Raw genomic sequence first — 14,110 nt, 5'->3', positions numbered from 1 at the left:
ACTAGCTCCGGGCGAACGTGATGGCATTGGTGAATATTCTTTCGCTTTCCCCAGACTGAGTACGAACACTGAACTCGAATGTGCCACCCGTCCTGCTTGAAACAAAAACCCGTGTAAGCCCCTGCCGATCAGTGAAACCCTGCGCCGGCCGAATAGTGACGGCATCCCTCTTCGCGGGCGCTTCGATTGTCCAGAACCACTCCACCAGCGAGTTCTGTCCGCGGTTTCCGTAGGCGTCTTCCAGCACCGCATAAAGTTCTACTTCATGGCCGTATTCCACTGTATCCAGAGGCGTAGGTGAAAGTTCCTCAAGCGGGAAAAACAGCGTAGCGAAATCGGCTGTGATCTCGATGGAAGGGGCATATTGCGGCTCGAACAAATCCAGCCAGAGCACTGGCGTGTCGTGACCCATGACCTTGCCGGGAATAAACTCAGCCACAAGCGTCCCGTCGATCAGGGTGGTGTCGTCTTTAATGGTGCCCAATGTGGCGCGCCAATGGACGGTGACGCCACTCAGCGGCTCCCCGTTGGCGTCTTTGAGGGTCACCTTGTAAGTGACCTTTTCGCCTGGCTTATTGGCCACAACGGTGCTGTTATCCACCACTTCGCACGTCATCGTGACCAGCCCTGTGACGTCGCCCGGTGCATGCACAATTGGCGCCTGCGCACCGGACTCGCCGAGCAGGGCATGTTCAGCGGCCTTGGCGTAGGAACTTTTATCGACCGTCTCGGGCAGATTACCGATCAGAAAAATCGTTAAGGCATCCATACCGGTCGCGGTGGACAGCGTCAGCACGCGCATCAACAAATCGAGCTGGCTGAGGTTCTTCAGAATCCCGTCGACATCGATGCGGCTGACACATTCGCGCACGTCCTGCACGCTCCAGCCAAAAAAATTCGCCAGCTTGATGGCAGACGCCTGTTGCGCAAGCCTTTTCGCATCACCACTGACTGCCGGCAATGCGTTGACCTGACGCAGGTAATCCAAAAGCTTCTGTGGCGATTGGCCGCTCGCGGCTGAAGCGAGGGCAAAAGCGCGAGTGAGCGTCGTCAGGTAATAAAGAGTGCGCACCGTCAACGTATGTTTGTCGGCCTGAACAAGCCAGTCCTTGTAGCCGCTATCCAGATATTCCTGCAACAGCGCGGCGCTTAACCCAAGTGTCGACACCACCTCACTGCGCCGGCGAATTTCAGCCAGCAGATCAAATGATGCGCTTGCGGCTCGGTCGCGTGTACGGCCGGACGCCTCGGCTTGCGTATCGGTTCGCTCCAATACATGCAGGAGTAATTGATGCACCGTGACGCCTGCCCAATCCAGGACCAGCAACGCTTGATCCACACCCACGCCGGCGTATGAAGCCAGCGTCTCCCTTACCAGCGAAGTCTGAGCATCGCGCATCTGTAGAAAAGCACTGACCATGCTGGTGATGATGTTCTGCCGCAATGCTGGCTCGATCTCACCCAAGGCGCTATTGACCGCCCATGAGATCTTTTGAAGGACGAAGGCCGGATACGTTTCAGCGTCTTGCTCATAGGGCAGGATCAGCCCATACAAATCGGTTATCGGCCCCAGGCTGTCGGCGGACGTCGCGAGGAATTCGATCCAGTCAGTAGCACCGGCGGTCGGTACGCCAGCCATGAGGAAAGTGCTATTGGACAGCTGTGCCGTCGGCAGCAAATTGCGAATCTGCTCGAAAAACTGCTCATCCTGTTCGGACAGTTCCTGTACCGGTGGCGCGTTGACCGCATGCTGCAACATCCACGACACCGGCAGACTGTTTTGCACGCACCACTGCACGCAACTTTGCATAGCCTCGATCAGTTCCAGCGCATCCGGTAAACCGTCCGGAACATCGTGAATGACAGGGACACCGGCGAAGCGGTTGATCCACTCATCGCCGCCCAGCATCGACAGCATCAGTACACCTTCAACCGGTGTGATGTTCAACAGCCGGGGCAGCGACACCAAACGATAAAAACTTGAGATGATCGCTGCGTTGCGATTCAGTGTTTCGGTCAAGCCGTAAGCCTTGGCCACTGTTTTCGCCAGAACGTAATAAGTCTGCGGATCAATCGCCAGGCCACTGCAGAGCTGGCTGATGGTCAGATCCACCATGCCAGGCACAGGTGTTACCGCAAACGCACCGTTGTCGAGCTTGAAAGGTTCGCGATAGCCTGATTCGAAATTGAACGACTGATCGAACTGCGAAAGCGCTTCGCCGCGGCCATAAACCGACATCTCACCGATAAAGACCGCGAAGTCCGCGGCAGTGCATTGGTAGCGCTCGCGCAACTTTTGAAACAAGCCAAGTGCATGCACGACGCCATTGGTTATTTCCATTTTGTCTGAAGAGTCTTCAGGCCGATTGCCGAGCGCAGTCGCCCTGATGGCAGCTGCCAACACTACGTCTACCTGATCGAACGGCAATCCGGTCCAGCTCGCCAGGCGCACCATCCTATTCAGTCGGTCATAACGATTGAACCCGATGGACTCGTCGGGATTTGCCGTCAATCGATGCCGAAGCTCGCTTGCATTATCGATACGCACCGCCGGCGCAGTGTTGTCATTGATATAGATTGACCCCGAGCGCTCGCTTTCCGGATGCTCGGGCTTGTCATCCATATAGGTAACATTGGTCGAGCGCACCGGAGCAAAGTCGCCAATCGACAGCAGGGCTTCGATCTGCCGACTGTCGAGCTTGGTGCGCTCACCCAGGAACACCACCTGATTGAGTAACCGGTATTCGTCGAGCTTGGTGGTACCAAAGTTATGCGCAAAGAAACTTTCGCGATCTTCGAAATCCGCCCGGGTTTCTGTCAGCAACAGGCGCTGATAAGGGCCAAGCCGCGAAGCGTGGGCGAAACCCTTTGCAGTATTGGCACCCCGACCATTGGTTTGCAGAAAATACGGATAAGCAAGGTCGACCCGGTGCTCAAAATCGCCCACCGACAGATCATGAACCTGCGCGATACCATCAATCGTGACCCAATGCTGGTAATAAGGCAGGCCGTTGGGGTAGCGAGCTGCGATCAGCGCGTCTTCGATCGACTCGACATCCGTGTTCGCCGCAATGAATTTCTCCAGCACCTCGACGATGATGTCCACAGACGAGATCGACTGATAAACCGCATTGAAGTCGACGCTCAGTGCCAGCAAATCCGTGCGCCGGTTATGCAGCGCATATTTTTCTTCCTTGTTGATGCCCTCCAGACGGTCACGAACCCAGCGCAACAAGTCGATCAGATAGGCTACTGGCGACCAGATGGACTCCAGCGCATCTGGCGGGCACAGTGCAGCAAAATCGGTACCGATCAGAGCGTGATAATTGGGACCGTCCACGATCGATAGCAAACCGCTGGAGCTGCGCTTTGGCGCGTCCCTGTTCCCCCTCAGCGTCCTCTCGATAAACTGGCGCCGCTGAGACGTGGCTATGCTGTTGGCGCCGCGCCAGAATTGTTGCGCTTGCTCAAAGCTGAGTTGCGGGTGCTCCTGGAGCATGCCTTGAACACCCTTTTCAACCAGTGGATAAATTGATCCACCGTTTTCCAGGTAAGTCTCGAGGTTCTGCAGTCCGACGTCCTGTGCTCGTTGTTTCTCGCTGAACAACTGGTCGAACAGTTGCAGGGCGGGACGGCGCGAATCAACCATGATCAGATTCCTTTAGGCGACAACTGGCCCGCACAGCCGGACATCCTTCGTCGGGCTGCACATTCAGTAAGCACGATTTAGCGCTGCGAAAGCCGTTTAGTCGACTGTCATTTATGACAGGTTTTATAACCGTTCGTCGGAAGTCAGGCTTCAGGAATTGTTGTGAAAAGGCGCGCGCCTTCGACTTCAAAACGCGCACTGTCCGCCCAATCGGACATCGTTGCGTCATCCGCTGCGTCAGTCAGAGTCTGCCGGAATCGGTACCAGTTCCCCCCCAGAGGCAGTGCCCGCGCCGCGTCTCCGCGCCATTGCTCACCGTCCACGGGCAGCTGCGGCACCCATTGCACATCCGGGTTGTACCAACTCACGACGGCGCCCACGCCCGGGCGGCCCTTGCCACTGAACTGCACTGGATGGCTGACCCAGCGTCCCGGCGCCGGCTCGTCGAGGGCTGGCACAAAAGTACCCAAAATGACCGAGCGCAGGGTTTCAAATGATTCGAACCCGTCCAGAGATGCGACTGCCTCCAGCCGATAAAGCCCCCCTTCGGGCGGACTCGCAGCGAGCATCACTGACCAGGTGCGATTTTCCTGCACGATTCCACTTGCCGGCTCTGAGCGCGTGGCACCGACCAGCGTCACCGTAACCGTATCGCCCGGCACGCCAAAACCGCACACCACCACTTGCTGCCCGATGGCGTTGCCCTCGACCGGGGTTTCAATGAAGGGGGCGGCCGGCACGACGTCAAAGTGCAGCGGCTCGCTGTCTTTCGACTCCTGCAGTGTGCCGCTTTCATCCATGAACCTTTGCCGAGCCCAGATTGTTTGGCTGCCCACCGGCAACGTCACTTCGGCTTGCCAAATGCCCTGCCAGTCGACAACGACATTACTGAGCAGAGGTTCGGTGAGCCCTTGGAGACAGACTTCGACAGCCCCGCCTCTCATGCCCGTGCCCTTGAGTAACGCGGTTCGTGGCAACTTGCCGTTTTGTATCGGCTGGAGAAATTCTGGCGGCAGCAGCACCACCGTCAATTCATGCTCGTCACTGTACAGCGACGGTCGACCGTCCAGTGTCTGCTGTGCGTCGAAGGTGTAGAGCCTGAATTCCAGAAGGGTCAGGTCAATCGACCAGTCGCCGTCCTGGCTCAATACTTTCGGCTCTCCCAACGGACGGCCAAACCGTTTGTCACGCAGTTGCAAGGTAGCACCCACCATTCCCATCGTGCCCTCGACCGTTACGACACGGCCGACTTCCGAGCCGTCCGGCGGCTGAGTAATCACTGGCGTGACCATCGGCCTCCTGACAATAAAGGTTCTGGACGCCGGCTCCGAAGTTTGCTGCGCGGCGAGCTGGGTTACCGTGACGGTATGGGAAATATCCGGGGCAAAATCCTTGTCGCGCCTGAACTGCCACATGTCACCAATGACGACACCCTGGTGCACAATGCCGGGTTCGTCGCTGTACTCAATGTTCACGGTTGCACCCGGCCAGCACGTACCGCTGAACCTTGGCGAAAGCCCTTCATCTTCAGGGTCGTTCAGGCCTGGGGCTTGCGGCGCGATGGTGACTTTCAGCACAAACCAGTTTGGCGACTGGTGACCGTCGAGAAATTGCTTTATGTGTACCTCACGCTCGAACGACGGTCCCCAGACCGTATAAGCCTTGCTTGACCATTGCCCGCCGTTGACCGCAACTGGAGGCGCTTCGTGATCTCCGCTATTGGGCCTGTGCAGATACACCGTGGCGCCGTTGAAGCCTTTGCCGCTGAAGGTCGGTTGGTAGTCGTTGGTGAATTGCACTTCACTGACATCGGGGAGGATGTTTTTGACTTCGAAGGTCAGCGGGAGCGACTCGATCCAGCCGCTGGCGTTGTCAGCGATTTTTTGAATGACGGTAACGTTGTAGGTACCGACAGTCCATTCCTGCGCTGCGGTGCTCCATGTGCCACTCGGCATCACTTCGGCATTTGCGGGCGTGGGAACGTGCACCGCCCCCCCGTTGACGGTGAACTGGATTTCAGATTTGCGTTTGGAATCGTAATAACCCTTGCCGGAGAAAGTTACTGTAGTTCCAGCGAAGGTGACGGTGGGCTGTTGCAGGGTGGGCGGGCGAATCCTGAAGGCTTGTGGTGCACTGCGTCCGGATGACACGCCATCCAGATCCTGCTCGACAACAAGGCTGATCGCCCCTGGCGGCACTTTGATCATCCCCTCCCACGGCCCGTCTACATCGCTAACGACTTCCCAGCCAGGAACGGAATCATTCGTCAGATCGAAAAATGCTCTCAATCGCGCGCCAGCCAGGCCGTTGGTTCCTTTCAGGAGGAAGTCTGGATCATGGATTGCCAACTCAGGTGGTTTGGATATTGACGGCACACCCATGACTCTGAAAGTCGCGGCCTCAGTATAAAAATGACTGATATTCGGTGATTTGAGTTGAGCGGTAACCGAGAACGTACCACTTACTGGGACCTTTGTTGTCTTAGCCTCCCAACTCGTACCGGCATCTCCGACAGTAATAACGTCGCTCCAATTATCATAGTGATTTGAGTGCCCAACCACTCTGATAACAGTACCCGGCGCAGCCATACCTCTGAAACAAAGCAGATCCTTTGCCAGAACAAACGCATTAGCTGTCGGGTAAGTTATTCGAGCCCGGTAGACTGTTTTATAAGCAGTCCGCTCGGAAACCTTACCAGCGTACATTTGATATGCTTGAAACGTTAGAGAATTTTTGTTTTCCGCCACGGTGACTGGCACTGACCAAGGATCGTAGAAAGCCTCTTCTGCCCCAATCGTACCGCGCCCATCGTCCAGGACAACAGTATAACGGTATATTGCCCCCGTACCCTTGACAGCGAAAGTTGAAGATGTGAAGTTTCGGATTGCACTGATGGTTGGAATGGGCATCCGATAATTGGCGATCTTGTAGGTTTTCAGAACCGGATCACTTGCGTTATCTACATCATAAATATAATCGAACCCCACTGTTACGTTTCTCTGATTGGCGATAATCATTTCTCGATAGGGTTCATCAAGATCGATCCACTCACCGGTCTGGCGAGCACTGCCCGTCAGTTCTCTTACATTACCTTCACCGCTAACCAACGAAAGATAGAATTTTACATTCCCTTCATAACGTCGATTCTCTTTTGCTCTGTACGCTGACACGATGCAAGTAAATGTCGAACCATCGTAGGAGTAGGCATAGCTCACTCGAAGCTGCGCCCACCTACCGTCTTCTTCCGCGTGCAGCTCATGGGTTACAAATGCCACATCCGTTCCGATCTCCTCAGCGCAGACTACCTCTTGTTTCGGGGGCAAGCTGTCGGAAGGATCTTTAATACCATCATCTTGTTCCATGGCCGGATCTCAGAAAGGGCAAGCTGGCTGATAGATAAAACAGGTCACATTCATTGAATACCGATGCGTCGCCTCGCTACACCTGTAAAACCTGACAGTCCCGACCAGCGGTAACTATTCCACGCCTTAATATGCTTGCGTCCTTCAGCCATTAAACGCGACTGCATCAGCTTGCGTTGTTGCCACACATCACTCAGAGTTCACCAACTTGTACATATGAAACGCCGCCCGGCATGGCTGATCAGGCGCGCGGCTTCGACTTCAAAACGCGCACTGTCCGCCCAATCGGACATCGTTGCGTCATCCGCTGCGTCAGTCAGAGTCTGCCGGAATCGGTACCAGTTCCCCCCCAGAGGCAGTGCCCGCGCCGCGTCTCCGCGCCATTGCTCACCGTCCACGGGCAGCTGCGGCACCCATTGCACATCCGGGTTGTACCAACTCACGACGGCGCCCACGCCCGGGCGGCCCTTGCCGCTGAACTGCACTGGATGGCTGACCCAGCGTCCCGGCGCCGGCTCGTCGAGGGCTGGCACAAAAGTACCCAAAATGACCGAGCGCAGGGTTTCAAATGATTCGAACCCGTCCAGAGATGCGACTGCCTCCAGCCGATAAAGCCCCCCTTCGGGCGGACTCGCAGCGAGCATCACTGACCAGGTGCGATTTTCCTGCACGATTCCACTTGCCGGCTCTGAGCGCGTGGCACCGACCAGCGTCACCGTAACCGTATCGCCCGGCACGCCAAAACCGCACACCACCACTTGCTGCCCGATGGCGTTGCCCTCGACCGGGGTTTCAATGAAGGGGGCGGCCGGCACGACGTCAAAGTGCAGCGGCTCGCTGTCTTTCGACTCCTGCAGTGTGCCGCTTTCATCCATGAACCTTTGCCGAGCCCAGATTGTTTGGCTGCCCACCGGCAACGTCACTTCGGTTTGCCAAATGCCCTGCCAGTCGACAACGACATTACTGAGCAGAGGTTCGGTGAGCCCTTGGAGACAGACTTCGACAGCCCCGCCTCTCATGCCCGTGCCCTTGAGTAACGCGGTTCGTGGCAACTTGCCGTTTTGTGTCGGCTGGAGAAATTCTGGCGGCAGCAGGACCACCGTCAATTCATGCTCGTCACTGTACAGCGACGGTCGACCGTCCAGTGTCTGCTGTGCGTCGAAGGTGTAGAGCCTGAATTCCAGAAGGCTCAGGTCAATCGACCAGTCGCCGTCCTGGCTCAATACTTTCGGCTCTCCCAACGGACGGCCAAACCGTTTGTCACGCAGTTGCAAGGTAGCACCCACCATTCCCATCGTGCCCACGACCGTTACGACACGGCCGACTTCCGAGCCGTCCGGCGGCTGAGTAATCACTGGCGTGACCATCGGCCTCCGGACAATAAAGGTTCTGGAAGCCGGCTCCGAAGTTTGCTGCGCGGCGAGCTGGGTTACCGTGACGGTATGGGAAATATCCAGGGCAAAATCCTTGTCGCGCCTGAACTGCCACGTGTCACCAATGACGACACCCTGATGCACAATGTCGGTTTCGTCGCTGTACCGGATGTTCACGGTTGCACCCGGCCAGCACGTGCCGCTGAACCTGGGCGAAAGTCCGTCATCTTCAGGCTCGTTCAGGCCAGGGACCTGCGGCGGGATGGTGACTTTGAGGACAAACCAGTTGGGCGACTGATGACCGTTGAGAAATTGCTTTATGTGTACCTCACGCTCGAACGACGGTCCCCAGACCGTATAAGCCTTGCTTGACCATTGCCCGCCGTTGACCGCAACTGGAGGCGCTTCGTGATCTCCACTATTGGGCCTGTGCAGATACACCGTGGCACCGTTGAAGCCTTTGCCGCTGAAGGTCGGTTGGTAGTCGTTGGTGAATTGCACGTCACTGACATCGGGGAGAATGTTTTTGACCTCAAAGGTCAGCGGCAGCGAGTCGATCCAGCCGCCGGCGTTGTCTCTGATCTTCTGGACGGCGTTGATTTCATAGGTGCCAAGTTTCCAGCCCGTTACGGCGGTGCTCCAAGTGCCGTTGCGCTGTACTTGTGCGTTGGGAGGCGCGACCGGCATTGGGCCGGCTGGACTTTCGAGGATAGTGAACTCGATTTCGGTTCTGAGCTTCTCGTCGAAATGTCCGGTGCCGGAAAATGTGATCGTTTCATTGGCTTGCGTGTATGTGACCGTCGGCTTGCCCGTGCGTACCCGTATGCCGAAGGGTTGGCTGGTCAGCGATGTCACTCCCAAATAGGTATGCGTGCCGACAATTGAATGCGGACCAGGTGTCAGCGTGAAAGATGCAGACCATGCGCCTGTAGCGGCATCGGTTGGGATGCTGATTTGAGCTTGGGTGTTTTCCGAACGCACGGCAACAGCACTGGAGATCCCGGCGACGACAGTGCCTGTGAACGTCGATGTCATGTCCACCGTCTGCGTCAATCCAGGAGACGTTATTCGGGGGGGGTCAATGACATAAAAATTTCGTTGGACTGACGGCACAGATGTTGCGCCATCGTATCTTTGACTGGCGACTAGAGAATAATTTTCGCCGAACGCAAACGTATAAGTGCTGGTACCACCCCATGACCCATCAATTTCGATCTTTGCGTCGGCCAATACTTTGATCGATGTGCCTTTGATGTAAACATCCACTCTCGTCATCGCTTGGTGCAGACCGCCTGTACCCGCAAATTGCGGCGTTTGTGTATTTATAACCTGCGGCAACGGCGTGAGCGTTACAGGCTTGAGTACGGTCAGTGACGCTTTCCCCGCGTAGCGCCCCTGCGTATTTCCATACTCCTCACGGATGATGAAATCCTGTAAACCCTGGGGGACATTATCAAGGAGGGTGACAGTCCAATTTCCGTAGCCATTGGTAATGGTCGTTGTGCTCAGTACAGTGCCTGAATTGGGACGCTCAAGCGTGATTTTGCTGCTTTTACCGGCGAGGCCTGGAACCGTTGTAGTCACAGTACGATTGCTAGCAATGCGAGCAGCCTTTCTGACCAGCAAAGTCCGCGGTGTCCACCTTGACCATTGATCAACGTAATGCCATCTTCCATCAACTCTGACCTGCAGGTCACTCTCGGGAAGGTCTTCGACTCGAATACTGTGCCAGACGCCCCCCAACCATGCACTTTCAGTGATACGCCGGTAGTAATTATCGGCTCCGTGAAAATCCAGATGAACTTTGTGATAGCGGCCATCGTTTACCGGTATACGAAACTTGAAGTCCATCGTGGTATCTACTAACAGTGACCCGGAGCCGGCCTCATACTCCAAATCCGCGACCAAGATTCCCGGCTCTTCGGAAATCGGATCATCGGATTTTTGGGAAGAGCGATGGTCCTCAGGAAACGGGCCATCTTCTGGAGAACTGGAGCCTGGGTTCTCATGGTCGGACATGATTGAGCTTCCTTATACCGTCGGTACCTGGGTGCTTCATTGAAGAACCGTAAGCATGAAATGACACCTGTAAAATCTGACAGTCCCGATCAGCGGTAACTATTCCCACGCCGCAACATGCTGACGTCCTTCAGCCGTTAACACGCGGCTACATCAAGTTGCGCCGTTGCCTACACATCACTCAGAATCCGCCGGCTTGTGCGCTTTGAAGCTGCCCCGTAACGTGATCCGTGCCGCTGCCAATCAGTGGTCGGGTTTAGTCGCCCGGGGGTTTGTCATCAAGGTGTATAAGCGTCATCCAGTCGGGTAATCCCTATCCCCGCACTCGATGGTGGCTGTACGCAGGGCGCTTCGGCGCGCCGGTTTTTGGTGATACCCCCGGTCGACTAACCTGCGTCCAGCCGCCACCCTTTCGTTTAGTCGCGAGGGGTGAAGGCCCCAACCAAGGGTTATCACCATGATCAAACCAACACCCAATCCCCCTGAAACCGAAGACTCAACCTCCCCCTACGCTTCCCCCGATTCCACCAGACTCCACGAGGCCGCTGAAAAAGCCCTCGATCACCACCTGAAAAAACCCGGCGCTGCGCCGTCGTGCAATTCCGTCGATCGCGGCATGCAGATGTTCATGGTCGCGCCCGACATCAACCCCGAAGCGATGGCCATTCAAACCTACGAAACCTTTTCTTCGGTCAGCATTCTGCTGCTCGACCTGGCGGACAGCCTCGAGGACAAGCCGCGACATCTGGCGATGGCGATCTATCAGTTGAGCGAGATGGGGTTATTGCTGGCGGAGAAGGCGCTGGATCAGGAGCGGGCGATCGCGGTGGCGTGACGTCAAGATCAAAAGATCGCAGCCTGCGGCAGCTCCTACATCTGGAATGCGTTCCCCTGTAGGAGCTGCCGAAGGCTGCGATCTTTTGCTGTTCAGGCAGAAGCCGGCAACGGCTGAAAACTGAAGTACTGCTTCAGCGCCAGCACCAGCTCGCCGAACTCCGCCGGTGCACGCCGCAGGATGAAACCGGCGTCGTAATGCATCGGCGTGGCGTCTTCATGGCACCACACGCAGCAGGCGCTGAAATCGATGACTTGCTGGCTGCCATCACGGGCGGGGATTTTGAGGCGTAACTGGAAATCTGCGCCGATCATCATCGGCAACTGGCTGATCAGCATCAGCCCGTCCGCAGACACGTTGCCGAGAAAGCCGACGGGTTTGTCGGTGATGCTATTGAACACTCTGAGGTAATACGGCAACTGGTGCCGTTCGATCCGGCGGTCGGTAAACATGATGTGCTGTACGCCATGCAGGGCTCCGCCAGGGAGCCGCACCTGTGCTTCGGAACGAGCCTGTAGGCAGGCCCGCTCTCCCCGCTTCCGGTGTGACGGTCGCGACAATCGCCGTCACTTTTACCACTGCCAGTCGCAGGTGTTGCGCCGCCATCGAGACAAGCCTCGCAAGCGGTTTCCTTGACTATAGCGGAGCTTGTACAGACGGCCAGATTTTGTACGACAGTACCGTCAGAAGCGTGTCGGCCGCACCACCGCAGCGGCGCTGCGTGTCGGGTAATGGCCCAGGCTCTGCAAGGTTTCCAGACGCGCGCGGGCGCGATAGGCGTATTCGCTGTTGGGGTACGAAGCGATGATGAACTGGTAGGTCTGCACCGCGTCGATGTAGAGCTTCTGCCGTTCCAGGCACTGGCCGCGCATCATCGACACTTCCGGCCACACGTACGGGCGGGCGCGGCTCGCACGTTCTACTTTGGACAGTTCAAGCATGACCTGCTCGCAATTGCCACGTTCATAGGCGCTGTAGGCGTTGTTCAAATGATGGTTCATCGACCAACGGGTGCAGCCCGTCGCGGCGAGGACGCTGAGGGCAAGGACGGCAATGGGCAACAATCGCATGGGGGTTCTCCTGTCTTGTGCTCTGTATCGACCCCTGGTCGAAAATCTTCAGGCGCGTTTGTCCCGAAGTTGCCACGTTCAATAAAGAAAACGATAAGTAGTGCATTCGAACAATGACTACACCCTTCGAGCATAGTAGCCTCTGCCTGCGCTTGAACTCAGGAGTCTTTGCATGTCCGTCCGTCGTACCAAAATCGTCGCTACCCTTGGCCCGGCCAGTAACTCGCCGGAAGTTCTCGAACAGCTGATTCTGGCTGGTCTGGACGTTGCCCGTCTGAACTTCTCCCACGGCACCCCCGACGAGCACAAGGCTCGCGCGAAGCTGGTGCGTGACCTCGCTGCCAAGCACGGCCGCTTCGTCGCCCTGCTCGGCGACCTGCAAGGCCCGAAAATCCGTATCGCCAAATTCGCCAACAAGAAGATCGAGCTGAAGATCGGTGACAAGTTCACCTTCTCCACCAGCCATCCGTTGACCGAAGGCAACCAGCAAGTGGTCGGCATCGACTACCCGGATCTGGTCAAGGACTGCGGCGTGGGCGACGAGCTGCTGCTCGACGACGGCCGCGTGGTGATGCGCGTTGAAACCGCCACTGCCACCGAGCTGCATTGCGTGGTGACCATCGGCGGCCCGCTGTCCGACCACAAAGGCATCAACCGTCGCGGTGGTGGTCTGACTGCCCCGGCCCTGACTGAAAAAGACAAGGCCGACATCAAGCTCGCCGCCGAAATGGAAGTCGACTACCTCGCAGTGTCCTTCCCGCGTGACGCCGCCGACATGGAATACGCCCGTCAACTGCGTGACGAGGCCGGCGGCACAGCCTGGCTAGTGGCGAAGATCGAACGCGCCGAAGCCGTGGCCGACGACGAAACCCTCGATGGCCTGATCAAGGCTTCCGACGCAGTGATGGTTGCCCGTGGCGACCTCGGCGTGGAAATCGGCGACGCCGAGCTGGTGGGCATTCAGAAGAAAATCATCCTGCACGCACGTCGCCACAACAAAGCGGTGATCGTCGCGACGCAGATGATGGAGTCGATGATCCAGAACCCGATGCCGACCCGCGCCGAAGTGTCCGACGTGGCCAACGCCGTGCTCGACTATACCGACGCTGTGATGCTCTCGGCAGAATCCGCCGCTGGTCTCTACCCGCTGGAAGCCGTGCAGGCGATGGCGCGCATCTGCGTCGGCGCCGAGAAACACCCGACCGGCAAGACCTCCAGCCACCGCATCGGCAAGGAATTCAGCCGCTGCGACGAAAGCATCGCGCTGGCGACCATGTACACCGCCAACCACTTCCCGGGCGTCAAAGCGATCATCGCGTTGACTGAAAGCGGCTTCACCCCGCTGATCATGTCGCGTATCCGCTCCTCGGTGCCGATCTACGCGTTCACCCCGCACCGCGAAGCCCAGGCCCGCGCAGCAATGTTCCGTGGCGTCTACACCATCCCGTTCGACCCGGCCTCGCTGGAACCGCACGAAGTCAGCCAGAAAGCCATCGACGAGCTGACCAAGCGCGGCGTTGTGGAAAAAGGCGACTGGGTCATCCTGACCAAGGGCGACAGCTACCACACCACTGGCGGCACCAACGGCATGAAGATCCTGCATGTCGGTGATCCGCAGGTCTGAGTGACCGGCCGCTGAAACGCAAAAGCCCCGCCATGTGAATGGCGGGGCTTTTTGTTGTCTGCATGTCGCTGAAAACCAGTTTTCACAGAACGTCAACTGTCAGTTCTGTCAGTTGTTGCGAGAGCCATTCTTGACTAGCGTGCTACTTCACCACCCAACCACTCAAGACTGGGCACGA

At 57.1% G+C, this 14,110-nt stretch carries 7 protein-coding genes; 2 read left to right on the top strand and 5 right to left on the bottom strand.

Going from position 1 to position 14,110, the window contains the following annotated elements:
- Position 1 precedes the first annotated feature (1 nt).
- The 3 genes from AAEZ10_RS08585 to AAEZ10_RS08575 form a co-directional block, all read right to left on the bottom strand.
- Positions 2–3,649, bottom strand: coding sequence for a Tc toxin subunit A (locus AAEZ10_RS08585; protein WP_350568786.1), 3,648 nt, complete (start codon positions 3,647–3,649; stop codon positions 2–4).
- Between the two features lie 143 nt (positions 3,650–3,792).
- Positions 3,793–7,011 (bottom strand): hypothetical protein, encoded by a 3,219-nt coding sequence (locus AAEZ10_RS08580; protein WP_350568785.1) that lies wholly within the window; start codon positions 7,009–7,011, stop codon positions 3,793–3,795.
- 200 nt (positions 7,012–7,211) lie between these two features.
- Complete coding sequence (locus tag AAEZ10_RS08575) at positions 7,212–10,403, bottom strand: Ig-like domain-containing protein (RefSeq protein ID WP_350568784.1); 3,192 nt, start codon at positions 10,401–10,403, stop codon at positions 7,212–7,214.
- Positions 10,404–10,860: 457 nt separating this feature from the next.
- Here AAEZ10_RS08575 and AAEZ10_RS08570 point away from each other — a divergent pair, with 457 nt between their 5' ends.
- Positions 10,861–11,238 carry a DUF6124 family protein gene (locus tag AAEZ10_RS08570; protein WP_350568782.1) on the top strand — a complete coding sequence of 126 codons (378 nt, stop codon included), beginning with the start codon at positions 10,861–10,863 and terminating at the stop codon, positions 11,236–11,238.
- Positions 11,239–11,330: 92 nt separating this feature from the next.
- On the opposite strand, the gene AAEZ10_RS08565 is transcribed toward AAEZ10_RS08570, so the two are convergent.
- A complete protein-coding gene (locus tag AAEZ10_RS08565) occupies positions 11,331–11,690 on the bottom strand; it encodes a PilZ domain-containing protein (protein WP_073471945.1) in 360 nt (119 codons plus the stop codon).
- 231 nt (positions 11,691–11,921) lie between these two features.
- On the bottom strand, positions 11,922–12,308 hold the full coding sequence (locus tag AAEZ10_RS08560; protein WP_125917090.1) for a tetratricopeptide repeat protein: 387 nt from the start codon (positions 12,306–12,308) through the stop codon (positions 11,922–11,924).
- A gap of 172 nt (positions 12,309–12,480) precedes the next feature.
- Between AAEZ10_RS08560 and pyk the strand changes: the two genes are divergently transcribed.
- Positions 12,481–13,932, top strand: a complete 1,452-nt coding sequence (gene pyk, locus AAEZ10_RS08555) for a pyruvate kinase (RefSeq protein ID WP_024014116.1) — start codon at positions 12,481–12,483, stop codon at positions 13,930–13,932.
- Positions 13,933–14,110: the final 178 nt, after the last annotated feature.

Source organism: Pseudomonas sp. H26/SER47-MNA-CIBAN-0231, assembly GCF_040310465.1.
Classification (GTDB): Bacteria; Pseudomonadota; Gammaproteobacteria; order Pseudomonadales; family Pseudomonadaceae; genus Aquipseudomonas; species Aquipseudomonas atacamensis.
The sequence above is the reverse complement of the archived record's forward strand: the minus strand, read 5'-3'. Positions and strand labels throughout refer to the sequence as shown.